The organism is Rhodoplanes sp. P11, assembly GCF_964266735.1.
Classification (GTDB): Bacteria; Pseudomonadota; Alphaproteobacteria; order Rhizobiales; family Xanthobacteraceae; genus Rhodoplanes; species Rhodoplanes serenus.
The window spans coordinates 212974-236771 of record NZ_CAXWGY010000018.1; the positions used below are offsets into that span (position 1 = coordinate 212974).

Below are 23798 nucleotides of genomic sequence, written 5' to 3' on the forward strand. Positions count from 1 at the left end.
ACACCGTGGCTGATCCGCAAGTCCAGGCTGCCGACACGATCCAGATCAAGGGACGGGCGTGCGCGGCGCGCGAGAATCATAATACGGGCGGCGCGCGATGTCGCCGACCGGAGGAGCCGAGAGGAGCCGCCATGACCCAGCTGCCGCACACGTTCAAGCGCATCCGGATGAATCTCGCCCGCTCCAAGGCGTTTCCGCTCGGCTCGGCACGGCACGGCTACGAGTTCGTGGCGCCACTGCGTCCGGACGGCCACATCGATGCCGAGCTGTGGCACAAGCACCGCGACCGCTGCCGGGTGCGCCGCTTCTGGGGCGAGGACGAGGAGATCGGCCGGCTGGTCCACAAGCCGGGCGGCAAGGAGCACGCCCGCTGGGTGTTCGACTACGACCAGACGGCCGAGACCGACGACGAGGCCGGCTACCGCTTCGGCGCCCACGCCTTCGAGCCCGGCGAGTATGTCTCGATCCGCGACGAGGACGGCGAGCTGCACACCTTCCAGGTGGTCACCGTGGAGGCGGCAGGGTAGCGGGCGGTGGGCTCGTGACGATGGGTCTCAGAACAAGGACGCGAGATCGCGGCGACCATCCACGATGCCGACCACCTCGATCCAGTCGACCGGACCGTCGTCGGTGTCGGGATGGAGCTCGTAGAACGAGATGATGGCCTTCGACGAGCACGCGGGCCGCCGGCCGGATATCGGGACGCCGGGGACCGAGGCGCGGATGGCGTCGCAAGCTCTCGATCCTGTCCATCAAGGCGATCAGGATGCGATCCGCAGCCGACTCGTTCTCGGCCGCGACATGGCGCCAGACGGCACGGATGTCGGCGTCGGCCCGGCGAGTGTAGACGAGGCGAATCACGATCGGCCGGCTTTTCGCGCCTTCTCCTCGGCGATCACCGTCGCGGCATCCCGTGCACCGGCGAGTCCGCTGGCCTTGCCGTCGTCCCAATGTCGCCGCAACAGCTCGGTCTCGCGCACCCGCCGCTGCTCCCAGACCCGGAGCGCATCGCTCAGGACCTCGCTCGGCGAGGAATACTCACCCGTCGCGACAGCGGAGCGAACCGCGTTCGCCTGGGATGCGGGCAGCGCGACGGTCAGTCGTTCCAGATCGGCCATGGCGGACTCCTGAGATACTCAAGGTAGGGCGGCGTCGCCGGTCCCACAACCCTGTCGGCTGACCGCGCCCCGCGCCCCGGGTCCCGGGTCTCCGCACGACGCGCCGCGTCGCGCTCCGCCCGGGACACGCCGCCGGGCGCCGCCCTCACAAGAAGCTCATCGGATCGATGTCGATCTCGCGGGCGAGGTCGCCGGTCACCTTCGGAGCGACGGCGAGCCAGTCGCGCACATAGCCCGACAGGTCGAGGCCGCGCGGCGCCTTCAACAGCAGGCGGAAGCGGTGGCGGCCGCGCAACAGCGACACCGGCGCCTCGGCCGGGCCGAGCAGCCGCACCCGCTCGTCGCGCGGCGCCGCCGCGGCGAGCTTTCGCGCATACGCCTCGGCGGCCGGGCGCGTCGCGGCCGAGACGATGACGCTGGCGAGCCGCCCGAACGGCGGATAGCCGGTGCGCTCGCGGGTGGCGATCTCGCTCGCATAGAACGCCTCGCGGTCGCCGGCGATCAGCGCCCGCATCACCGGATGCTCCGGCTGGTGGGTCTGGATCAGGCCGACGCCCTGCCCCTCCTCGCGCCCCGCCCGCCCGGCCACCTGGGCGAGGAGCTGGAATGTGCGCTCGGCGGCGCGCGGATCGCCGTTGGCGAGGCCGAGATCGGCGTCGACGATGCCGACCAGGTTGAGGCGCGGGAAATGATGCCCCTTGGCGACGAGCTGCGTCCCGATGACGATGTCGACACGCCCCTCCTCGATCGAGCGCAGCTCCTCGCGCAGCGTGTCGACGTCGGTGAGGAGATCGCTCGACATCACCAGCACACGCGCCTGCGGGAACAGCGTCCCGACCTCCTCGGCGAGCCGCTCGACCCCGGGGCCGCAGGCGACGAACGAGTCGGTCGCCTCGCAGTTCGGGCAGGCGGCCGGATGCCCGGTCGAGAAGCCGCAATGGTGGCAGACGAGCTGCCGGCGGAAACGGTGATCGACCAACCAGGCGTCGCATTGCGGGCAGGCGAAGCGATAGCCGCAGCCGCGGCACAGGGTCAGCGGCGCGTAGCCGCGGCGGTTGAGGAACAGCAGCGCCTGCTGCCGGCGCTCGATGGCGAGCTTCACCGCCTCGGCGAGCCGCGGCGCGATCCAGCGGCCGCGCGGCGGCCCCTCGCGCGACAGATCGATCGCCTCGACATGCGGCAGCGCCTGGCCACCGAACCGCTGCGGCAGCGGCAGCCGCCGGTAGCGCCCCTTGCGGGCGTTCACCTCGGTCTCGACCGACGGTGTCGCCGAGGCGAGCACGATTGGAATCTTCGCGATGCTGGCCCGCACCACCGCCATGTCGCGGGCGTGGTAGCGCACCCCGTCCTCCTGCTTGTAGGCAGGGTCGTGCTCCTCGTCGACGACGATCAGGCCGAGATCCCGGAACGGCAGGAACAGCGCCGAGCGGGCGCCTGCCACCACCGGCACCTTGCCTTCGGCGACCGCCTGCCAGGTGCGGGCGCGACGACGCGGCGACACCTCCGAGTGCCACTCGGCCGGACGCACCCCGAAGCGGGCCGCGAAGCGGTCGAGCGATTGGGTGGTGAGGGCGATCTCCGGCATCAGGATCAGGCTCTGGCGGCCGCGGCGCACCGCCTCCGCCACCGCCTCGAAATACACCTCGGTCTTGCCCGAGCCGGTGACGCCGTCGACGAGTAGCGCCGAGAAGTCGGCGGCTGCGACCGCCTCGCGCAGCGCCGCCGCGGCGGTCGCCTGGGCGTCGGACAGCGCGGGCGGCCGGAAGCCGGGGTCGGGCGCGCCGGCGATCGGATCGGGCGGCAGCACGACCGTCGCCAGCGTGCCCTCGTCGATCAGCCCGTCGACGACGCCGGCCGACACCCCGGCCTCGCGGGCGGCGTCGCCCTTGGCACGCACCAGGCCGTCGGCGAGGAGGGCCAGCAGGCGGGCGCGCGCCGGCGTCATCCGCTCGGGCGGCGGCCCGGCGAGCCGCACCCCGACCCGCTCGCGCGCCGGGCCGAGCCCCTCGCCCATGCGCAGCGCCATCCGCAGCACCATGCCGCGCGGCGCCAGCGTGTAGCCGGCCACCCAGTCGACCAGCCGGCGCAGCTCGGGGTTGAGCGGCGGCACGTCGAGCTTGGCGGCGATCTCCTTGATGCGGTTGTCGAGGCGCGGGTCGGGCGCGGCGGTGTCGCCCCACACGACGCCGGTGCATTCGCGCCGGCCGAGCGGCACCCGCACGACATCGCCGGCGGCGACCGGCAGGTCGCCGGCCGCGTAGGAGTACGGGTGGTCGAGCGCGACCGGAACCAGCACGTCGACGATGCGGCGGGCCATGCGCACGAACCCCGGCGGTTGACGAAAGGTGAACGATCCGCCCCGAATATGGGGCCATGTCAAGGCGAGCGGGGACCGCGATGGCGAGGACGAAGGCGAGCGGGGCACCGCCAAGCGGGGCACCGCCCAGCGAGGTGCAGCCGGACGGGATCGACCTGCCGTTCGCAGCGCCCGAGGTGTCGGTCGCCTATGGGCGCTGGCTCGTCCATCTCGGCGCCGAGCGGCGGATGTCGCCCAAGACGGTCGAAGCCTATGGGCGCGATGTCCGCCAGGTGCTGGCCTTCCTGGCCGAGCATCTGGGCGGGCGGGTGACGCTGGCGGCGCTCGGTCGCCTGACCACCGCCGACATCCGCGCCTTCCTGGCGGCCCGCCGCAGCGTGGGCGTCGCCGGCCGCTCGCTGATGCGCTCGCTCGCCGGGATGCGCTCCTTCGCCCGCCTGCTCGCCCGCGACGGGCTGGCCGAGATCACGGCGCTCGCCGCGGTGCGCGCCCCCAAGGTGGAGAAGACCCTGCCGAAGCCGCTCGCCATCGGCGACGCCCGGCGGATCACCGACGTCGACCTGCGCGCCGGCGAGGCCCGCGAGCCGTGGGTGCTGGCGCGCGACGCCGCGGTGCTGGCACTGCTCTACGGCTCGGGGCTGCGCATCTCCGAGGCGCTGGGGTTGAGGCGGCGCGACGTGCCGGCGCCCGGCGCCGGCGACGTCGTCGTGGTCACCGGCAAGGGCAACAAGCGCCGCATGGTGCCGGTGCTGCGCCCGGTGCTCCAGGCGGTCGCCGACTACGTCGCGCTGTGCCCCTACGCGCTGCCCGACACCGGGCCGCTGTTCGTCGGCGCCAAGGGCGGGCCGCTGTCGCCGCGCATCATCCAGCTCGTCATGGAGCGGCTGCGCGGCGCCCTCGGCCTGCCCGACACCGCCACCCCGCATGCGCTGCGCCACTCCTTCGCGACCCACCTGCTGATGCGCGGCGGCGATCTGCGCGCCATCCAGGAGCTGCTCGGCCACGCCTCGCTGTCGACCACCCAGATCTATACCGGCATCGACAGCGAGCGCCTTCTGGAGGTGTACCGGGCCGCCCACCCGCGCCGGTAGCGGCACCCGCCGCGACCCCCGGTCCATGGACACCTCTTGCACCCGCCGCCGGGTCCGCTACATGCGTGCGGCACGTCACGCCGGAGGGGGACACACCGCATGGGCTCGCACGAGACCCTGGAGCACCACGAGCACGCCGAGCACGCCGCCGGCCACAACAAGCAGATCGCCCTCCTGATCGCGGTGATCGCCCTGTTCCTGGCGTTCTCCGAGACGCTCGGCAAGAGCGCCCAGACCGAGGCCATCGGCCTCAACATCAAGGCGTCCGACACCTGGAACTTCTTCCAGGCCAAGACGGTGCGGCAGACCTCGCTGCGCGCCGCCGCCGAGGCGATGGAGCTGCAAGTGGCGGTGGCCCCGACCGAGGAGCAGAAGGCGGCGCTGCGCAAGCAGATCGACGCCTGGCGGGCCACGGTGGCGCGCTACGAGTCCGACCCCAAGGAGAAGGACGGCCGCAAGGAGCTGCGCGCCCACGCCGAGAGCCTGGAGCACGAGCGCGACACCGCGCTCGCCCGCTATCACCATTACGAGGTCGCCTCGGCGGCGTTCCAGATCGGCATCGTGATGTGCTCGGCCGCGGTGATCACCGGCATGATGGCGCTGGCCTGGGCGGCCGGCGGCATCGGGGTGCTCGGCATCGTGTTCATGGGCATCGGGCTGTTCGCGCCGCATGCCGTGCATTTCGTCTGACGGCGACGCCGGGACCGACGCTGCCGCCGGCGTCACTCGACGACGAGCTTCACCTGATCGCCCGGCCGCGGTGTGTCGGCGGGCCCGAGGCCGTTGAGCACCCGGAACCGCTCGACCTGGCGGTCCGGCAGCGCCATCCGGGCGGCCAGCCGCTCCACCGTGTCGCCCGGCCGCACGGTGACCACCGCGAGCCGCGTCGGCTTGGCACTGCGCGCCTCGGCGAGCGACAGCCGGCGCACCGAGTTGGCCGACTCGCGAAACGCCCGGTCGGCCTCCGGGGTGCGGGTCTTGGCGGCGAAGACGAAGCGGTAGACCTCGGCGCCGTTGCGGATCAGCACGACCCGGAACCACCACGGGTCGCCCTTGGCGGTCGCGGTGACGGCCGGGAAGCCGCCCGCCGTGGTCTCCTCGATCGAGCCCGTGTCGATGTTCTCGATCCAGCCCGACGTCAGATAGGCGGTGAGCGACGGGTCCCCGGCCGGCCGCACGATGTCGAGCCGGAGCGCCTGGTCGCCCCCCTCGCGGCTGCCGATGACGGCCTGGGCGGTGTTCTCCAGGGTGAAGCCTTCCGGCGCCGTGAAGCCGAAGCCGAGCTTGGGATGCAGGAAGCGGCGCCCGCGCACGAAGCCCTCGACCGGGTCCTCGCCGTACACCATGCCGTCGACGGCGGCCAGGAAGGCGGCGCGGTCGCGGCTGCCGGCGGCATGCTGGCGGGCGTTGGCCAGGGCGTTCTCGATGCGCTCCGGGGTGGCCGGATGCGACGACAGGAAATCGAGCGAGCGCGCGTCGGTGCCACCGGCCGAGCGCAGGGCGGCGAAGCGGCCCATGGCCGACAGGATGCGCGGGGCGCCGTGCGGGTCGAAGCCGGAGCGAGCCGCGATGCCGACCCCGATGCCGTCCGCCTCGAACTCCTGGGCGCGCGAGAAGCTGGCGATGGCGAGCTTGGTGCGGGCGAGCGCCAGCGCCCCGGTGGTGTCGGCCGGGTCGCCGGAGGCGAGGGTGGCCGAGGCGACGCGCCGGGCCTGATCCTCGCGGATGGCGGCGTGGCGCGCCAGCACATGCGCCATCTCGTGCGACAGCACGGCGGCGAGCTCGGCATTGTCGTTGGCGAGCGCCACCAGGCCGCGGGTGACGTAGAGATCGCCGGTCGGCAGCGCGAAGGCGTTGATGGCGGGCGAATCGAGGATCGTCACCTTGTAGCGGAGGTCCGGCCGCTCCGAGGCGGCGACCAGCCGGTCCACCATGGCGGCGATCATCGCTTCCAGCCGGGCGTCCCGGTAGGCACCCCCATAGGAGGCGAGGATGCGGCGGTGCTCGCGCTGGGCCGGAGTCGACGGCTCGCCGCTCTTGCGCGGCTCGCGCGGCACGCTGCCAGTCTGGTCGAGGCCGGCGATCCACGAGGAGCAACCCGCCACGGACCCCGCCAGGCCGAGCACCACGGCGAGCGCCGCCACGGCGCGCCGTGGCCGGCGCACCTGCCCGCCCGCCACCGCGGCACCGCCCTGCCGGCTGTCCCGGCCTCCGTGGCCCGACCCCACCGCTCCTCCTCTCGCGCAACCGGAGGGCGTGTCGTCCGCCTCACCGTCCGCCGTCTTGCCGTCCATCCGCCGAAAGCTGCTCCGGGCGGGCCACCGCGATGCGTGGCGCACCGCCCCGCTGCTCGACGATGCCCCGCACCTCGACGGTCCGCCCGGCGAGCCCCGGAAGATCGAGTCCGGCCGCCTGGAAGCTGGCGGCCGCCCGCTTCGGAACCGTCGCCGCGAACGCCTCGGACCACCGGCGGCCGAAGTTCAGGTAGACGGTGCCGCCGCTCTCGCGCACCGACTCGACCCGGCCGCGAATCACCCCGAACGCGCCGCGGCGGCGCAGAATCTCGGCCGGCAGCCCGGCCGGCAGCGCAGCATAGTCGGGGTGCGACCACAGGCCAAGATCGGCCCGCCGGGCCTCCCGCTCGGCCTCCCGCAGTCCGGCCAGGCAGGCGGCCTCGTCGACGCGCCCGGCCACCCAGGCCAGCCCGGCGGCGAGCTGCCGGTGCTGGAGCGCCTGCCTGTCGCCGTCGAGGGCGTCGCCCTCGACGAACGCCCAGGCGACCAGCCGGCCCCAGCGGTCCGGTCGCGGCGCCGCCTGACGCAGCACGACGCTGCGGCCCGCGGCCGCCGCCGCCAGTCCGTCACGGGCCGCGATGCCGGCAGGCGGGGCGGCGGGCGACGCGGTGCCCGCTGTCGCGAGGGAGGTGTCCTCCACGGGCGGGACCTCGATGCCGGCGAGCAGCACCTCGCGGCCGTCGGCGAGGCGGAGCGTCCGCCCGTCCACGGCGGCCGCGACGACGCCGCGGCCGATCTCGTCGAGGACACAGCCGGCCGGCGCCGGCGGCCCGCGACGGGCTGGCGGCGGCGTCGGCCGCACCTCCTGGCCGGTGGCCGGGAGCACCGCCGAGATGAGCAGCGCGGCGACGGCGAGGCGCGCCGCGCCGGGGCGAAGGCGCCGCCCGCGCGGAATGTCCTGCACCCATGATCGTCGTTCCGGCATCCCGCTCCCGCAACCGGGCGGCCCCACCCGGACGATCCTGCCGCGTGCCGCCGCCGTCGGCCCGGCTCCGTCACGTCCGGCAGGGGCGCGACGGGATGCGAAGCGGCGTCGATTGTGCTAGTCGAGGCACGGCACGGTCCCGTAGCTCAGCAGGATAGAGCAGCGGTTTCCTAAACCGAAGGTCGCAGGTTCGAGTCCTGCCGGGACCGCCAGCCGTCCCCCACGCAGGGTCGGCGCTCCCCCACCCGATGGCTCGGCGGCGGGACCTCGCCCTCACAGGGCCGCAGCCGCCCGCTATTGGGTCAGAAACAGCAGCGCCGCGATGGCGACCGAAAGCAACACCGCCGTGACGGCGCCGGTGGTCCGCACCGCACCGATCCAGCGCAGCGCCACCGCGAAGCCGATGATGATCGGTGTGGCGACCATGAGGCCGAGCTGCGCATCCGTCATCACGGGACTCCGTCGAAGCTCCGGCGGCGTCGCCGCCCACCGTGCCGTGCCGTGCAGGCGGACCGGCCGCCGCACTCCGTCGAGCCGCCACTCTAGACCGATGTCGCGGCGCCGCCTTTGCGCGCCACCAAACAACCGGGCGAATGGCGGCGCTCCCCGGCGCCCCCTGTTTGCCGATGCGCAAAGACCGTCGTTCCGCGTCCGCCTATGCGAGGAGGTGGGGCGACGCGGGAGCGCGACATGACGGTTTCGAGCGACGCGACGCACGACACCTCCGGCTGGGGCGTGCTCGACGATCTGCCGGGGCACCCGATGATGTGGGTGCTGATCTTCAGCGAGCTCACCGCCTTCGGCCTGCTGCTCGGCACCTTCGCGGTGGCGCGCGCCGTCGATCCCGCCGGCTTCGCGGCCGACCAGACGCGGCTCGATGTCGGCCTCGCCGGTCTCAACACCCTCGTGCTGATCGCCAGTGGCTGGCTCGCCGCCCGCGCCGCGACCGCGGCCCGGAGCGGCCGCCGTACCGCGGTGCGCGGCCTGACGGCCGGCGCCATCGCGTTGGGCGCTCTGTTCATCGGGATCAAGCTCGTCGAGTACGGGCACGAGATCGCCGGCGGCGCCGATCCGGAGACCAGCATCTTCTTCACGCTCTATTTCCTGCTCACCGGCTTCCATCTGCTGCATGTCGGCCTCGGCATGGTCATTCTGGCCGTGGTCGGATGGCGCGCCGCAGCCGACGACGTCGAGACCGGCGCCGCCTTCTGGCACATGGTCGACCTCGTCTGGCTCGTGATGATGCCGTCGCTCTATCTGATCAGGTGACGCCGTGCCGGCCTCCTCGTCCCGCCGCCTTGATATCGCGCTGGCGATGTTGCTCATTCTCGCCGTCGTCAGCCTGATGCTACCGCCGCTCCTGCCGGTCGCGTGGATCGCCAACACGGTGCTGGTCGCCTGTGCGGCCGCCAAGGCCCGCCTCGTCGTGCTCGACTTCCTCGGCCTGCGGGCGAGCACGCCGTTGTGGCGCGGCATCGTGGGTGCCTGGGTGTGGCTGGTCGTGAGCACCACGTTCCTCGGCGCCGCCGTCACGCCCCTGCTCCACTGATCGCGCCGCACGGCCTGCTCCGCAGGTTCGTTCCGCAGGACCCGTTCAGCGGTATTGCTGCGCGGCGGGCCTCGCGCATCTCCGACGATGCGGCGCGATCCGGCAGCTTGCTTGCGTATCGACAAAGACCCTTGTCCGACGCTGCCGCTAGCGTCGCGGCGCATCACCACTTCCACGCGACCGCTCGAAAGGACCCGCAATGGCTGAACGCCTCACCAAGTCGGCGGCTCGGAACGTCTTCTACGGCGGTTCGGCCTTCTTCTTCGCCATCTTCGTCGGCCTCACGGCCCACAGTCACTGGTACATGGTCAACACCTCGACCGACAAGGCGACGCTGACGCCGAGCGTGGCCCGCGGCAAGCATGTCTGGGAGAAGCACTCCTGCATCAACTGCCACACGCTGTTGGGTGAAGGCGCCTATTTCGCCCCGGAGCTGGGCAATGTCTGGGTGCGCTGGGGCGGTCGCGAGGACCCGGCGGCGGCCCGCGACATGGTCAAGGCGTGGATGCAGTCGCAGCCGTCCGGCGTGCCGGGCCGCCGCCAGATGCCGCAGTTCAATCTCAGCGACCAGGAGCTGAACGACCTCGCCGACTTCCTGGAGTGGACGAGCCGCATCAAGACCCAGAGCTGGCCCCCCAACAACGCCGGCTGACCGCCGCCCGTGCCCGCCAACGCAACCGAGATCCGATCATGACGTATCAGAGCCAGAAGGTCGCGCTGCTGTACTTCTACGGCGCGCTGACGCTGTTCCTCGCCCAGGTGCTGTTCGGCGTGCTCGCCGCCACCATCTACGTGCTGCCCAACACCCTGTCGGAGCTGCTGCCCTTCAACATCGTTCGGATGATCCACACCAATTCGCTGATCGTGTGGTCGCTGATGGGCTTCATGGGCGCCACCTACTTCCTGCTGCCGGAGGAAACCGAGACCGAGCTGTACAGCACGACGCTCGCCAAGGTGCAGTTCTGGCTGTTCTTCGCCGCGGCCGGCATCGCCGTCGTGGGCTACCTGTTCCAGTATCACGAAGGCCGCGAGTTCCTGGAGCAGCCCTTCGCCATCAAGGTCGGCATCGTGATCGTGTGCCTGATGTTCCTGTTCAACATCACCATGACGGCCCTGAAGGGACGCAAGACCACCGTCACCAACATCCTGCTGTTCGGCCTGTGGGGCGTGGCGATCTTCTTCCTGTTCGCCTTCTACAATCCGATCAATCTCGCGCTCGACAAGATGTACTGGTGGTACATCGTTCACCTGTGGGTCGAGGGCGTGTGGGAGCTGATCATGGCGTCGGTGCTGGCCTATCTGATGATCAAGCTCAACGGCATCGACCGCGAGGTGGTCGAGAAGTGGCTCTACGTCATCATCGGCCTGGCGCTGTTCTCCGGCATCCTCGGCACCGGCCACCATTACTACTGGATCGGCGCGCCGGGCTACTGGCAGTGGATCGGCTCGCTGTTCTCGACCCTCGAGGTGGCGCCGTTCTTCGCCATGATGGTGTTCACCATCCACATGACCTGGAAGGCCGGCCGCAAGCACCCGAACCACGCGGCGCTGCTGTGGTCGATCGGCTGCTCGGTGATGGCGTTCTTCGGCGCCGGCGTGTGGGGTTTCCTGCACACGCTGTCCTCGGTGAACTACTACACCCACGGCACCCAGGTGACGGCCGCGCACGGGCACCTCGCCTTCTTCGGCGCCTATGTGATGCTGAACCTCGCCGTGATGGCCTACGCGATGCCGCAGCTCCGCGGCCGGGCGCCCTACAACCAGTGGCTCAGCATCGCCAGCTTCTGGCTGATGACCACCGCCATGTCGGTGATGACCTTCGCGCTCACCTTCGCGGGCGTCGTCCAGGTTCATCTCCAGCGGGTGCTCGGCCAGGGCTACATGGACGTGCAGGGCCAGATCGCGCCGTTCTACTGGGTGCGGCTCGGCTCCGGCGTCGTGGTGCTGATCGCCGCTCTGATGTTCGTCTGGGCCCTGCTGGTGCCGGGGCGCGAGAAGCTCACCCCGGCGGCGACCGGCGGCCGCCTCCAGCCCGCCGAATGAGATACGGCACCTGAGACCTGTGCGGCCGCGCCCGGCGCGGCCGCCCGCCCCCCGAACCGCCCGGAGACCACCATGAAGCCCGCCGTCCACGCCCTCGGTGATCCGCTCGCCACCGCGCCGTTCTATGCGCCGGCCGGCAACGAATGCGCCCTGTTCGAGCTCGCCTGGCGCCGCGGCCTGCCGCTGCTGCTGAAGGGCCCCACCGGCTGCGGCAAGACCCGCTTCGTCGCCCACATGGCGGCGCGGCTCGGCCTGCCGCTCCATACCGTGGCCTGCCACGACGACCTCACCGCCGCCGATCTCACCGGCCGCTACCTGCTGCGGGGTGGCGACACGGTGTGGACCGACGGGCCGCTGACCCGGGCGGTGCGCGAGGGCGGCATCTGCTATCTCGACGAGGTGGTCGAGGCCCGCAAGGACGTCGCCGTGGTGCTGCATCCGCTCACCGACGACCGCCGCATCCTGCCGCTCGAGCGCACCGGCGAGGAGCTCGCCGCCCCCAAGAGCTTCATGCTCGTGGTGTCCTACAATCCCGGCTATCAGAGCCTGCTGAAGGCGCTGAAGCCGTCGACGCGGCAACGCTTCGTCGCCATCGAGTTCGACTTCCTGCCGGCCGCCCAGGAGGTCGCCGTGGTGGCGACCGAGAGCGGCCTGCCGGCCGAGCGGGTGCGGCCGCTGGTGACGCTCGCGGGCCGGCTGCGCGCCCTCAAGGGCCATGATCTCGAGGAAGGCGTGTCGACCCGGCTGATCGTCTACTGCGCCAGCCTGATGATGGCCGGCCTGCCGGCCGCCGAGGCGGTGCTGGCGGCGATGATCGAGCCGTTGACCGACGAGCCCGACGTTAAGGCGGCGCTGATCGAGGTGGCGAAGGCCGTGGTGGGCTGAGGCGGCCTCGCGGCGTCGGACAGCGGGCCGGCGCAGGGCCTGTCGGCTCGCCCCTCGCGACGACGGCCGAAAGCTGGTGTGACGATCATGCTCGACTTGCTCGAACTCGAAGAGACGGTCGGCCGCGCCTGGCACCGCCTGGTCGGCGGCGCGGCGAGCTATCCGAGCCATCCGGAGGCCGCCGCGACGCTCGCCGAGATGCGCGGGCCGCTCGCCGTGATGTTCCGCGGCCTCGGCGGCGCCCCGGGCGTCCAGCTCGCCGGAGCCGGCGCCCGCCGCTCCGGCCACCGCCTCGGCTGGCGCCAGCGCATCGGGCTCGGCGAGGAGCGCCTGGAGCAGCCGGGCCGCGACACCGCCACCCTGTTCCTGCCGGAGCGCATCGCGCTCTATCCCGACGCCACGCTGAACCGGGCGCTCTACCGCTGGCTCGCCGCCTGGTTCGCCACCGTGCCGGTGGTGACGCTGGTCGAGACCGATCCGCTGCGCCGCGATCTGCGCCTGCTGCGCCGCGCCCGCGAGACCGTCGCGGTGACGCTCGGCCGCTTTCCCGGGCTCGCCGCGCCCTACCAGCATCTGTGCATCGCCACGGCGGCGGCGCGCCCGGTGCGCAGCCTGCCGGCGATCGAGCGCGAGATGGAGCGCATCGTCCTCGCCCTGCTCGGCATCGGCGATCCGCCGACCGGCCCGTTGTGGAGCGCGGTCGCCGGCCGCGGACCGATCGACGGGGTGTCGGCGCCGGTCGGCTATCTGCCGCTGCTGCCCTGCCCGCTGTGGGGCGACGCCTGGGCGCGCGACGCCAGCACGGTTCGCGACCAGACCGACGAGACGGCCGAGGCCGGCGCCCTGGCGGCGCCGGAGCTGCGCAAGCGGTTCGCGGTGCGCCAGGACGAGGACCAGAATCGCAAGCGCGAGCCGTTCGCGCTGAACCGCTTCGAGAAGATCCTGGCGATCGCCGAGATGGTGAAGGTCGACCGCCCGACCGACGAGGACGAGGACGAGGACGCCAAGAAGGCGGCCGACGATCTCGACGAGATCACCGTCGGCGAGCGCCGCGAGAAGCCGGCGACGCGGCTCAAGTTCGATCTCGACCTGCCGCCCGACGCCGTCGACGGCACCCCCCTCGCCGCCGACTGCCTCTATCCCGAATGGGACTATCGGCGCGGCGCCTACTGGCCGGATCACTGCCGCGTGCTCGCCGGCCCGGCCGCCGAGGAAGGCGAGGCGTGGTCCGCCGACGACGACGGCCGCCGCCGCATCCGCCGGGTCCGCCGCCAGTTCGAGGCGCTGCGTCCGCGCCACGAGGTACTGCGCGCCCAGGCTGACGGCCCCGATCTCGATCTCGACGCGCTGGTCAGGGCTCGTTGCGACATCCGTGCCGGCAACGGCGGCTCCGACCGCGTCCACCTCGCGGTGCGCCCGCAGGGGCACGACCTCGCGGTGACGATCCTGGTCGACGTGTCGCTGTCGACCGACGCCTGGGTGGACGGCCGCCGGGTGCTCGACGTCGAGAAGGAGGCGCTGCTGGTGCTGGCGCACGGGCTCGCCGCCTGCGGCGATCACCACAGCATCCTGACCTTCACGTCGCGCCGCCGCTCGTGGGTGCGGGTCGAGACCGTCAAGGCGTTCGGCGAGCCGATGAGCACCACGGTCGAGCGCCGCATCGGGGCGCTGCGGCCCGGCTACTACACACGCATCGGCGCGGCGGTGCGCCACGCCGCAGCCGATCTCGCCAAGCAGCCGCAGCGCAAGAAGCTGCTGCTGGTCCTCACCGACGGCAAGCCGAACGACGTCGACCACTACGAGGGCCGCTTCGCCGTCGAGGACACCCGCAAGGCGGTACAGGAGGCGCGCCGGCAGGGGCTCGCGGTGTTCGGCGTCACCATCGACGCGACCGCGCAGTCATACTTCCCGACGCTGTTCGGCCGTGGCGGCTATGCCATCGTGGGCCAGGTGGCGCGGCTGCCGGCGGCGCTGCCGGCGATCTACCGCCAGCTCGTGCGCTGAGCCGTGCCGCCGCTCCCGCCGCCGGGCTCACACGCCGGCGGCGGCCAGGAAGCCCTCGACCATGCCGCGATAGCCGCCCCCGAACAGCCGCAGATGCACCAGCGCCGGCCACAGGCTGTATACGGCGCGGCGCTCGGCGTGGCCGGGCGGGAGCGCCCCGTAGGCGTCGAGAAAGGCGGGCGGCGGGCGGTCGAACAGCGCCAGCATGGCGAGATCGACCTCGCCGTCGCCGTGATAGCAGGCCGGATCGATCAGCCCGGTGACGCGACGGCCGGCCGCCATCACGTTGCCGCCCCACAGGTCGCCGTGCAGCAGCGCCGGCCGCGGCCGCGCCGGCAGCCGGTTCGGCAGATCGGCGGCGAGCGTCTCGATACGCCGGGCGAGAGTCGCCGGGAGATGCGGCAGATGAGTCCGCAGGCGCCGCTCGCCCCAGAAGGTCGGCCAGTCGTCGCACCAGCCGTTGGGGATCGCCACCGGCCCGAACGCAGAGTCGTCGGGCCAGCCGTAGCGCGGGCCGGCCGTCGTATGCAGGCGGGCGAGGGCGGCGCCGAGATCGGCCCATGCCTGGCCCGGGCCGCTGGTGCCGGCGATCTCCTCCAGCACCAGCACGTGGTCGTCGACGGCGAGCACCGCCGGGGCGGGCGTACCCGCCGCCGCGATGGCGCGCAGCATGGTGGCCTCGACGGGCGGCGCCGGGCCACCCTTGACGATGGCGCGGCGCCCGTCGGCGAGCACGATACGGATCACCTCTGAGAGATCGCCGCCGTGGATCGGCTCGGCACGGGCGAGCGTGGCGCCGAGCAGCGCGGCGGCGCGCGCCGCGAGCCGGCTCATCGGGCCGCAGTCGCCGCGGCGATGCGGCGGGCGAGCGCCGCGGCCCCGCTGGTCACGTCGGCCCAGGTGATCTCGAAACCCTCGGGGCCGCCGTAATAGGGATCGGCGACGCCCTCGCCGGCGCGGCCGTCCACCTCGTCGAGCAGCAATCGCAGCACGGCCGGGCTGCCGACCGGACGCAGCCGTTCGAGCGTCGACAGCACGCTGGCGTCGAGCGCCACCACATGGGTGAAGCGGTGAAAGTCGTCGCGCGTCACCTGGCGGGCGCGACAGTGGCCGATCTCGACGCCATGGCGCCGCGCCACCGCCTGGGCCCGCCGGTCCGGCGGCTCGCCGACATGCCAGTGGCCGGTGCCGGCCGAGTCGATCTCGACGTCGAGGCCGATGCGCTCCGCTTCGGCCCGGAACGCCGCCTCGGCGAGCGGCGAGCGGCAGATGTTGCCGAGGCAGACGAACAGGACGGCGGGCTTTTCGGACGCGGGCGTCATGGACGTTTCCGACGCGGGGGCTTGCGGCGCTGGCAGTTTCGACACGGGCGACGACCTCGGCACGAACGGACCGGCCGCCACTATGGCGACCGCCGCCGCCTTCGGGAAGCAGCCGCCGCCGGCCGGCCGCTCATGACAGCTTGGCGAGCGCCGCCAGCACCGCGACGCTCGCCGCGATGACGGCGCCGAGCCGGACCGTGATCTGAAGAGCGAGCTTGTCGAGCTTCGATTCGAGCAGGTCGATGCGGGCGTCGGAGCGCGCCGCCAGCGCGTCGATGCGCCCGTCGAGCCGTGTGGAGTGAGCGTCGATTCGGGCGTCCAGTCGCGCCACGGCGGCATCGATGGTCGCCTTCAGGTCCGCCTTGGTGACCAGCTCCGCCATGATGAAGTCCCGCGCCGCCGTGGCGTGCGCCTCCGCCTGTCCGACCGGCACGCCGGCCTCCTGCAACCGCTTGGCATAGCCGAGCGTATCGAACGCGAACGCCATGTCCACCCGCCCCGTCGGTGTCCCTGATCGGGACCAGCCTAGCACGACGCGACTTTTGGTTGTAGTCGGCGACATCAGCTATCCGCTGCGCCGCCGTCGCGCCGCCGCGCAGCCGAGGACAGTCGCCTGATGTACGGTCGCGCGCGTCCATGTCACAGTCGCGCTCCCCGCCTCGACCCTGGACTCGCCATGCCCAGCCTCGCCGACTTTCTCGACACCCTCCCGGCCAGCGACAAGCTCGTCGTCTCCACTCCGACCGAACTCGACTATCTGCCCACCGCCCTGGTGCTGGAGCTGGAGGCGCAGAAGCGGTTTCCCGCCGTCGTCATCGAGCGGCCCGACGGTTACGACGTGCCGGTGGTGACCAACCTGTTCGCCGATCGCGACCGCATCGCCCGCATGGTCGGCGTCGGCCCCGGCGAGTTCGCGCGCGCCTGGACCGAGGCGATGGCCAAGCTGGTGCCGGCCGAGGTCACCCGCGCCCGGGCGCCGGTGCAGGAGGTGGTGGCGCTCGGGCACGAGGCGGACGCCGGCGCGCTGCCGATCTCGCGCCACTTCGAGGCGGACGCCGGGCGTTACATCGGCTCCGGCATCCTGATCTGCAAGGACCCCGACACCGGCGTGCGCAACCTGAGCTTCCAGCGCATGCAGCTCAAGGGACCGCAGAAGTTCGGCGTCAGCCTGCATTCGCGCGGCCACATCTGGGATCATCTCCAGCGCAGCGAGGCACGCGGCCGCAACCTGGAGGTCGCCGTGGTGATCGGCTGCCATCCCGCCATCTACATCGCGGCCGCCGCCAAGGTCGCCATGGAGATCGACGAGCTCGCCATTGCGGGCGCCCTGCTGAAGCGGCCGGTCGAGCTGGTGAAGTGCCGGACCATCGACGTCGAGGTGCCGGCCGACGCCGAATACGTGATCGAGGGCGAGATCCTCGCCGGCACCCACGAGGACGAGGGGCCGTACGGCGAGTACACCGGCTACTCGACCTATCGGTCGACCCGCAACGTCTTCCACGTCAAGGCGATCACCCGGCGCGCGAAGCCGATCTTCCTCGACATCGTGCCGGGCTACTCGTCCGAGCACCTGCTGCTGAGCCGCTGCACCCGCGAGGCGCACGTCTTTCATCGCCTCAAGGAGATGGTGCCGACCCTGACGGCGCTGAACTATCCCAAGTCGGGCACCCACTTCCACGCCTACATGTCGTTTCGCAAGACCGCCGAGGGGCAGGCGCGCCAGGCGCTGATGCTGCTGATGGGGCTCGACTCCTACATCAAGCTCGCAGTGGCGGTGGACGACGACATCGACGTGTTCGACGAGGACGAGGTGATGTGGGCGCTGGCGACGCGCTTTCAGGCCGATACCGACCTGTTCATGGTGCCCAAGGTGTTCTGCAATCGGCTCGACCCGTCGTCGGTCGACGGCATGTCGGCCAAGCTGGCGCTCGATGCCACGAAGCCGCTCAAGTTCGAGGGCGAGCGCACCCGGTTGCCACAGCAGGCGCTCGACTGGGCCCGCGAGATCGCGAGCCGCCGGCCACGCTGAGGGCGCCGGGGCATCGTTGTGACCGCAACCCTGTGACGTCGCTGGCGCGTGACGCCGCGGACTGTGAGAGGGCCGGTTCACGCGCCTCTCGGCACGGTGTCGACCGCACTGATCGTTACAGGCAGGCGTGAGACAGGCGGGTTCGAAGCAGGCGGAGGCAGTGCAGGTACGCGGTGGTGCAAGCCGACTAGAGTTGGTGCAAACCGACTCGATCCGGATCGGATCGGTTCATCGGCTCGGTTCGGGCGCGGTTGTCGTCCGGCGCCGCCATGGATGGCCGGGCTCGCCCGGCCATGCCATCGGAGGTCACCCGCGGGCGACCGTGGTGGTCTTCGTCCCGGCACGCCAGCGGCGAGCCGCGACGCCGTCCGGCCGGTCAGGCCGTCTCGATCCTGAACTCCCAGTTGGCGAAGCCGTAGGTGTTGTCGGCCGACGGCGGGAACACGCCGCTGGCGATGTAGGCACGCACCAGGCGCTCGATGATGACGCGCTCCTCGGCGGTCGGCCCCTCGACGATCTCGCTCGGCGAGCGGTCCTCGGGCAGCTCGATCTCGGCCGCCACCTCGATGGCGACGCCGACGGCCGGATGCAGCCCGTGATGCTCGATCCAGTCGCGCGAGATGTAGGCGACGTCGCGCAGATAGTTGGGTCTGAGATGTTCCACGTGTCCTCCTGAGTGACTTCGGCGCGACCGCAGGCGAGCCGGGCGCTCGGCCCAGAGTCGTCGCCGTCGCGCACGCGACGGGCATCGCTTCCTCACACATCAGGTGCCGTGGCGAGCCGAACTGCGGTCCCGCACGGAACAGCGTGCCGGCGGGGCCGCGACACGCGACCCATCCCGCCCACCGACGCAGGGGTCCGGCTTCTTGCCCTGCTGGTCCGATCGGTCCGTCGCCGCGTCTTCGTCGATCGCCGTGCGCCGGCCCGTCGCCGGTCACGTCGTCGCGACAGCGGCTCGGGCGATCCGCATCCGGACCGCGCCCGCCCTCGGTCTCGATCGTCCCCGCGGTCGTGATGACCGCGCTGCGTCGCATACTTGCCGCGACGCACAATCACTTCGTCGCTGCACAAATGATGAGCAAGGCAGACTCCTGCCCTGCCGAGGTCGGGGATACAGGAAGATCCCGTGCGTCGGTATCCGGGAGACCACCGAGCCGTGTGTCCATACCGACGTCACAAACATCGAGGGACGACGCCGACACAGCACGATCTCACAACAACACGCACGCGATGTCGCAGCGGAGCATGCGCCCGGGCGATATCGTCGCAGCCTGCCCCACCCGGGCGACGACGAGTCGTCGCCGCTCGCCGAGCGGGCACGATGATGCGGCCTGCGGCATCCCGGGCGGCGACCGAACCCCGTGTGTTTCTTGACCCGTCCTGACCGATCGTCTATTCGTCGACACGTCGGTAGAAGCGGTCAGCCGAACACGTCCGCACCGTGATGCGGATCGGTTCGGTCGGAGATTGCTGACGAGCCAGTCGCATTCCGAGCCCGACCGGACGCTTCCCGTGACGTCCACCTCTCGCTGTCGATCCCATCGTCGTCGATCGCCTGCTGATCGATCACTTGTCGATCGATCGCGTGCACGTCGACTTCGCATACAGAGCCGGCGCGTCGCCTCGCCCGCGGCGATTCCGGCCGCCGATCCGACCCGCACCGCCGCCGCCCGCCGTCTCCGCGCCTCCCCTCCGCGCCCCGCCGATCCGCAAGGAGCGATCTCATGATCATCGACATCAGCTGTTACCCGACGAACCTCGTCGATCTCGCCTGGCGGCACGACGGCGAGCCGTTCACCGGCGAGCGCCTGCTGGCGATGATGGACGGCCCCTACTGGGTGAACGGCAAGCCGCGCCGCGTCGACAAGGCGTTCATCCAGCCGCCCCAGGGCAACACGCTCTACACCGACGGCGTGCTGGAGAAGGCCGGCCGGGCCGGCATCGACGAGTACATGGCCTACACGCTCGAGATGACGCGCAAGTATCCGGACCGTTTCATCGGCTGCTTCGTCTACAACCCGCGTTACGGGGTGCAGAACGGCGTCGAGGCGATCGAGCGCTACGTCAAGGAGCACGGCTTCAAGATGGTGCAGTTCCAGGCGAACATGCACTGCTATCGCCCCGACCGCGCCAAGGACTGGCTGCGCCCGGCACTCCAGAAATGCGCCGAGCTCGGCGTGCTGGTGAAGGTGCACACCGGCGACGGCCCCTACTCGATCCCCAACGAGTGGACGCCGATCATGTACGAGTTCCGCACCGTCAACTTCATCATGGCGCATTTCGGCGTGCAGACCGGCGGCGTCTACTGCTTCGAGCCCTTCCAGCTCGCCATGGACAACGACAACGTCTTCTGCGAGTCCGGCTGGTGCCTGCAATCGCGCATCGTCGAGTTCTCCAAGGATCTGCCCAAGCACAAGATCCTGTTCGGCACCGACACGCCGCCCAACGAGCCCGGCATGTGGCTGCGTCATCTCGAGGTGCTGTGCACCGAGCCGCCGCAGGGCCTCAACCTCGACGAGGACACGCTCGAAGACTACTTCGGCAACAACGTCGCCCGGATGATCGGGCTCGCGCCGACGGCGCCGCCGCGCACCCGCGAGGAGGCGGAAGCCTATCTCGCCGCCTGCAAGCAGCGCGACGCCGCCTGACGAACTCCGGAGAGCCCCGATGATCATCGACACCCACCTGCATCCGACCAATCTCGTCGACGAGGCGTGGCGCCACACCGGCACGCCCTTCACGGGCGAGCGCCTGCTGAAGATGATGGACGGCCCCTATATGATCAACGGCAAGCCGCGCCGGATCGACATGGGCTTCATCCAGCCGCCGCCCGGCAACACCGGCTATCGCGACGGCAACCGCATGGGCCGTGAGGGCATCCGCGACTACATGAGCTACATCGCGGAGCTGTGCCAGAAGTATCCGGACCGCTTCATCGGCAACTTCACCTTCAATCCGCGCTGGGGTCCCGAGAACGGCGCCGCCGAGCTCGAGTTCCATGTCAAGGAGTACGGCTTCAAGATGCTGAAGCTGCACGCCAACATGCATGGCTACCGGCCCGACCGCGCGCTCGACTGGCTGCGCCCGGCGATGAGGAAATGCGCCGAGCTCGGCGTCGTGGTGCTGATCCACACCGGCGACGGTCCCTACACCATCCCGACCATGTTCTATCCGATCATCCGCGAGTTCCCGATGGTGAACTTCATCATCGGCCACTTCGGCATCCAGACCGGCGGCAACTACTCGTTCGAGGCGTTCTGGATGGCGATGGACACGCCCAACGTGGTCTGCGAGACCGGCTGGTGCTTCCAGGCCCGCATCGTCGAGTTCGCCCGCGAGCTGCCCAAGCACAAGCTGGTGTTCGGCACCGACTCGCCGCCCAACGAGCCCGGCATGTGGCTGCGCGAGCTGGAGGTGCTGTGCGCTCCGCCGCCCCACGGCATGAATCTCGACGAGGACACGCTCGAGGACTACATGGGCAACAACATCGCCCGCATGTGCGGCATCAAGACCACGCCGCCGCCGCGCACCCAGGAGGAGGCGCTGGCACGGCTGAAGGACACCTACGCCATGGTGGAGCCGGCGCCGGCCGCGTGACGCCGCAGGCGGCGGCGCGCTCCGCGCCGCCGCGCTCCGCGCGCCTCGCCGTTCGAAACCTCGTTCGACTCCGGAACCCGCGGTCCATGCACCCGTTCGCCTATTTCGAGCCGACGACCGTCGACGAGGCGATCGCGCTGCTCGCCCGCCACGCCGGCGATGCCCAGCTCATGGCCGGCGGCACCGATCTCCTGGTCGAGATCAAGGAGAGCCTGCGCCGACCCGCCGTCGTGATCAACATCAAGAAGGTGCCGGACCTTGGCGGCCTCGCCTGCGACGAGGCGCACGGCCTGCGCATCGGCGCCCTCGTCACCGTGCGGGCGATCGAGACGTCGGCGGCCGTCGCGCGCTTCTATCCGGCGATCGCCGAGGCGGTGCGCGAGATCGGCTCGATCCAGATCCGCAACCGCGCCACCCTGGTCGGGAACGTGTGCCGCGCCTCGCCGTCCGCCGACACCCTGCCGCCGCTGATCGCGGCCGACGCCGTCGCGGCGATCAGCGGGCCCGGCGGCGCCCGCCGTGTGCCCCTCGGGGAGTTCTTCACCGGGCCGGGCCGCACCGTGCTGACGGCCGGCGAGATCGTCACCGGGATCGATCTGCCGCCGCCCGCCCCGCAGGCCGGCGCCAGCTACATCAAGCACGGCCGCCGCCGCGCCATGGAGCTCGCCACCGTCGGGGTCGCGGTATCGCTGCGGCGCGACGGTGACGTCTGCCGCGATGTCCGCATCGTGCTCGGCGCGGTGGCGCCGACGCCGATCCGCGCCGGTGCCGCCGAGGCGCTGCTGGAGGGCCGCGCGCCCGACCCGGCCCGGCTGGAGGAGACCGGCCGCGCCGCGCAAGACCAGTCCCGCCCCATCGACAATGTGCGGGCGAGCGCCGCCTACCGCCGCGCCATGGTGGGCGTCCTCACTCGTCGCGCCATCGCGACCGCCTGGGAGCGCACCCGATGACCGACGGTCTCCACGCCATCACCGTGACCATCAACGGCGAGGCGCGACCGCTGCGCGTCGCCCCCTCCCGCACGCTGCTCGACGTGCTGCGCTCCGAGCTGGGCCTCACCGGCACCAAGAAGGGCTGCGACGTCGGCGATTGCGGTGCCTGCACGGTGCTGCTCGACGGCACGCCGGTGAACGCCTGCCTGGTTCTCGCCGTGGAGGTCGACGGCGCCGCGGTGACCACCATCGAGGGCATCGCGCCGGCGGCGGGCCAGCTCCATCCGCTCCAGCAGAGCTTCATGGATCTCGGCGCCTCGCAGTGCGGCTTCTGCACGCCCGGCATCATCGTCATGGCCAAGGCGCTGCTCGATCGCCATCCCGATCCGAGCGAGGAGGACATCCGCTTCGGGCTCGCCGGCAACATCTGCCGTTGCACGGGGTATACCAAGATCGTCGAGGCGGTGAAGGACGCGGCGCGACGGCTCGCCGCAGCGCCGCCGCCGGCCGGCCGCTGAGCGCGGCGCACTCGTGACCGGCGCGACGCGGACGCGCTGGCGGCGTTCACGGCATCGCCCTACCATGGCGACATTGGACCACGACGGCCGGTTCGCCGATCGTCGGCCCGGGACACTGGAGTGTGACACCATGATCCGATCCCTGCTCGCCGGAGTCGTGGCTGTGCTGATGGCCGCCACCACCCAACCGGCCGTCGCCGACACCGACGTGAGATTCTCGCTCGACTGGAAGTTCGAAGGCCAGACGGCGCCCTACTTCGTCGCCCTCGACAAGGGCTACTACAAGGCCGAGGGCCTGAACGTGTCGATCGACACCGGCTCCGGATCGGTGGCCGGCATCCCGCGGGTCGCCATCGGCACCTATCAGATCGGCTTCTTCGACATCAACTCGCTGGTGCGCTTCCGCGACCAGAGCCCCGACAAGGACGTCAAGGCCGTCCTGATGGTCTACGACCGGCCGGCCTTCGCGGTCGCCAGCCTGAAGCGCACCGGCATCGCCAAGCCGAAGGATCTGGAAGGTCGCGTGATCGGCGCCCCGCCCGGTGACGGCGCCTTCGCCCAGTGGAAGGCGTTCGTCGATGCCGCCGGCATCGACGAGAGCAAGCTGAGGATCGAGAGTCTCGGCTTCCCGGTGCGCGAGCCGATGCTGGCCGACGAGCGGGTCGACGCCATCGTGGGATTCAGCTTCTCGATGTTCTTCAACTTGCGCCAGAAGAACATTCCGCCCGACGATATCGTCATGATCCTGATGGCCGACCACGGCCTGTCGCTCTATGGCAACGCCATCGTGGTCAACTCCGACTTCCTGAAGGCGAACCCCCAGGCGGTGCGCGGCTTCGTGCGCGCCACCATCAAGGGACTGATCGACACGGCGCGCGATCCCGACTCCGCCATCAAGGCGATGATGAAGCGCAACGAGACCGCCGACGAGAAGACCGAGCTGGCCCGCCTCCGGCGCGTGCTCGCCGAGAACATCGTCACGCCGTGGGTGAAGCAGAACGGCATCGGCGACGTCGACCCGGCGCGCCTCGCCAAGTCGATCGAGCAGATCGGCCTCACCTACGAGTACAAGAACAAGGCGAAGGCCGCCGACGTGTTCACCAATGCGTTCCTGCCGCCGGCGGCGGAGCGGATGCCGTGAGGGCATGACGACCGCCCGCGAGCGACACCCGGG

The 23798-nt window shown here is 71.3% G+C and carries 25 protein-coding genes and 1 tRNA gene; 16 read left to right on the plus strand and 10 right to left on the minus strand.

Going from position 1 to position 23798, the window contains the following annotated elements; genetic code table 11:
* The first annotated feature begins 131 nt into the window (after positions 1-131).
* Entirely contained in the window at positions 132-527 is a 396-nt protein-coding gene (locus ACFQUV_RS17750; RefSeq protein ID WP_129608395.1) for a hypothetical protein, read from the plus strand.
* On the opposite strand, the gene ACFQUV_RS17755 is transcribed toward ACFQUV_RS17750, so the two are convergent.
* The 3 genes from ACFQUV_RS17755 to ACFQUV_RS17765 all read right to left on the minus strand — a co-directional run bounded on the left by ACFQUV_RS17755 (position 505) and on the right by ACFQUV_RS17765 (position 3435).
* Positions 505-861 carry a type II toxin-antitoxin system RelE/ParE family toxin gene (locus ACFQUV_RS17755; RefSeq protein ID WP_244601508.1) on the minus strand — a complete coding sequence of 119 codons (357 nt, stop codon included), beginning with the start codon at positions 859-861 and terminating at the stop codon, positions 505-507. The two genes, ACFQUV_RS17750 and ACFQUV_RS17755, sit on opposite strands and share 23 nt — an antisense overlap.
* Positions 858-1118, minus strand: coding sequence for a type II toxin-antitoxin system ParD family antitoxin (locus ACFQUV_RS17760; RefSeq protein ID WP_129608394.1), 261 nt, complete (start codon positions 1116-1118; stop codon positions 858-860). The genes ACFQUV_RS17755 and ACFQUV_RS17760 overlap by 4 nt, the downstream gene beginning before the upstream one ends.
* A 145-nt stretch (positions 1119-1263) precedes the next feature.
* Entirely contained in the window at positions 1264-3435 is a 2172-nt protein-coding gene (locus ACFQUV_RS17765; protein WP_129608393.1) for a primosomal protein N', read from the minus strand.
* An 80-nt stretch (positions 3436-3515) separates the two neighbouring features.
* On the opposite strand from ACFQUV_RS17765, the gene ACFQUV_RS17770 reads away from it, so the two are divergent.
* Positions 3516-4526: a tyrosine recombinase XerC gene (locus tag ACFQUV_RS17770; protein WP_129608392.1), complete on the plus strand. Its 1011-nt coding sequence runs from the start codon at positions 3516-3518 to the stop codon at positions 4524-4526.
* Positions 4527-4625: 99 nt separating this feature from the next.
* Entirely contained in the window at positions 4626-5216 is a 591-nt protein-coding gene (locus ACFQUV_RS17775; RefSeq protein ID WP_129608391.1) for a DUF4337 domain-containing protein, read from the plus strand.
* 32 nt (positions 5217-5248) lie between these two features.
* On the opposite strand, the gene ACFQUV_RS17780 is transcribed toward ACFQUV_RS17775, so the two are convergent.
* A complete protein-coding gene (locus ACFQUV_RS17780; protein ID WP_244601511.1) occupies positions 5249-6706 on the minus strand; it encodes a M48 family metalloprotease in 1458 nt (485 codons plus the stop codon).
* Positions 6707-6794: 88 nt separating this feature from the next.
* Positions 6795-7745, minus strand: a complete 951-nt coding sequence (locus ACFQUV_RS17785; protein ID WP_129608389.1) for a thermonuclease family protein — start codon at positions 7743-7745, stop codon at positions 6795-6797.
* 135 nt (positions 7746-7880) lie between these two features.
* On the opposite strand from ACFQUV_RS17785, the gene ACFQUV_RS17790 reads away from it, so the two are divergent.
* Positions 7881-7957: transfer RNA gene (locus ACFQUV_RS17790), tRNA-Arg, on the plus strand.
* 82 nt (positions 7958-8039) lie between these two features.
* On the opposite strand, the gene ACFQUV_RS17795 is transcribed toward ACFQUV_RS17790, so the two are convergent.
* Entirely contained in the window at positions 8040-8195 is a 156-nt protein-coding gene (locus tag ACFQUV_RS17795) for a hypothetical protein (protein ID WP_165363823.1), read from the minus strand.
* 240 nt (positions 8196-8435) lie between these two features.
* On the opposite strand from ACFQUV_RS17795, the gene ACFQUV_RS17800 reads away from it, so the two are divergent.
* The 6 genes from ACFQUV_RS17800 to ACFQUV_RS17825 all read left to right on the plus strand — a co-directional run bounded on the left by ACFQUV_RS17800 (position 8436) and on the right by ACFQUV_RS17825 (position 14226).
* A complete protein-coding gene (locus tag ACFQUV_RS17800; RefSeq protein WP_129608388.1) occupies positions 8436-9014 on the plus strand; it encodes a cytochrome c oxidase subunit 3 in 579 nt (192 codons plus the stop codon).
* Between the two features lie 46 nt (positions 9015-9060).
* A complete protein-coding gene (locus ACFQUV_RS17805; RefSeq protein WP_111387667.1) occupies positions 9061-9294 on the plus strand; it encodes a cytochrome C oxidase subunit IV family protein in 234 nt (77 codons plus the stop codon).
* Positions 9295-9493: 199 nt separating this feature from the next.
* A complete protein-coding gene (locus ACFQUV_RS17810) occupies positions 9494-9946 on the plus strand; it encodes a cytochrome c (RefSeq protein ID WP_111387669.1) in 453 nt (150 codons plus the stop codon).
* 38 nt (positions 9947-9984) lie between these two features.
* Positions 9985-11337 carry a cbb3-type cytochrome c oxidase subunit I gene (locus ACFQUV_RS17815; RefSeq protein ID WP_111387671.1) on the plus strand — a complete coding sequence of 451 codons (1353 nt, stop codon included), beginning with the start codon at positions 9985-9987 and terminating at the stop codon, positions 11335-11337.
* A gap of 72 nt (positions 11338-11409) precedes the next feature.
* Positions 11410-12222: a CbbQ/NirQ/NorQ/GpvN family protein gene (locus ACFQUV_RS17820; RefSeq protein WP_129608387.1), complete on the plus strand. Its 813-nt coding sequence runs from the start codon at positions 11410-11412 to the stop codon at positions 12220-12222.
* 87 nt (positions 12223-12309) lie between these two features.
* Positions 12310-14226, plus strand: coding sequence for a nitric oxide reductase activation protein NorD (locus ACFQUV_RS17825; RefSeq protein WP_129608386.1), 1917 nt, complete (start codon positions 12310-12312; stop codon positions 14224-14226).
* A 27-nt stretch (positions 14227-14253) separates the two neighbouring features.
* Here the strand turns inward: ACFQUV_RS17825 and ACFQUV_RS17830 are convergent, their stop codons facing one another.
* The 3 genes from ACFQUV_RS17830 to ACFQUV_RS17840 all read right to left on the minus strand — a co-directional run bounded on the left by ACFQUV_RS17830 (position 14254) and on the right by ACFQUV_RS17840 (position 16035).
* Positions 14254-15060: a fructosamine kinase family protein gene (locus ACFQUV_RS17830; RefSeq protein WP_129608385.1), complete on the minus strand. Its 807-nt coding sequence runs from the start codon at positions 15058-15060 to the stop codon at positions 14254-14256.
* Positions 15057-15548: a low molecular weight protein-tyrosine-phosphatase gene (locus ACFQUV_RS17835; protein WP_129608384.1), complete on the minus strand. Its 492-nt coding sequence runs from the start codon at positions 15546-15548 to the stop codon at positions 15057-15059. The genes ACFQUV_RS17830 and ACFQUV_RS17835 overlap by 4 nt, the downstream gene beginning before the upstream one ends.
* A 130-nt stretch (positions 15549-15678) precedes the next feature.
* Entirely contained in the window at positions 15679-16035 is a 357-nt protein-coding gene (locus tag ACFQUV_RS17840; protein ID WP_129608383.1) for a hypothetical protein, read from the minus strand.
* Positions 16036-16224: 189 nt separating this feature from the next.
* Between ACFQUV_RS17840 and ACFQUV_RS17845 the strand changes: the two genes are divergently transcribed.
* A complete protein-coding gene (locus ACFQUV_RS17845; RefSeq protein ID WP_158859378.1) occupies positions 16225-17577 on the plus strand; it encodes a UbiD family decarboxylase in 1353 nt (450 codons plus the stop codon).
* 376 nt (positions 17578-17953) lie between these two features.
* Here the strand turns inward: ACFQUV_RS17845 and ACFQUV_RS17850 are convergent, their stop codons facing one another.
* On the minus strand, positions 17954-18241 hold the full coding sequence (locus ACFQUV_RS17850) for a hypothetical protein (protein WP_111383204.1): 288 nt from the start codon (positions 18239-18241) through the stop codon (positions 17954-17956).
* 1060 nt (positions 18242-19301) lie between these two features.
* Between ACFQUV_RS17850 and ACFQUV_RS17855 the strand changes: the two genes are divergently transcribed.
* The 5 genes from ACFQUV_RS17855 to ACFQUV_RS17875 all read left to right on the plus strand — a co-directional run bounded on the left by ACFQUV_RS17855 (position 19302) and on the right by ACFQUV_RS17875 (position 23765).
* Entirely contained in the window at positions 19302-20225 is a 924-nt protein-coding gene (locus ACFQUV_RS17855) for an amidohydrolase family protein (protein ID WP_111383205.1), read from the plus strand.
* Positions 20226-20244: 19 nt separating this feature from the next.
* Complete coding sequence (locus tag ACFQUV_RS17860) at positions 20245-21174, plus strand: amidohydrolase family protein (protein ID WP_111383206.1); 930 nt, start codon at positions 20245-20247, stop codon at positions 21172-21174.
* 86 nt (positions 21175-21260) lie between these two features.
* Positions 21261-22124, plus strand: coding sequence for a xanthine dehydrogenase family protein subunit M (locus ACFQUV_RS17865; RefSeq protein WP_129608382.1), 864 nt, complete (start codon positions 21261-21263; stop codon positions 22122-22124).
* Positions 22121-22624, plus strand: coding sequence for a (2Fe-2S)-binding protein (locus ACFQUV_RS17870; protein WP_129608381.1), 504 nt, complete (start codon positions 22121-22123; stop codon positions 22622-22624). Before ACFQUV_RS17865 ends, ACFQUV_RS17870 begins: the two co-directional genes overlap by 4 nt.
* A gap of 130 nt (positions 22625-22754) precedes the next feature.
* A complete protein-coding gene (locus ACFQUV_RS17875; protein ID WP_129608380.1) occupies positions 22755-23765 on the plus strand; it encodes an ABC transporter substrate-binding protein in 1011 nt (336 codons plus the stop codon).
* Positions 23766-23798 lie beyond the last annotated feature (33 nt).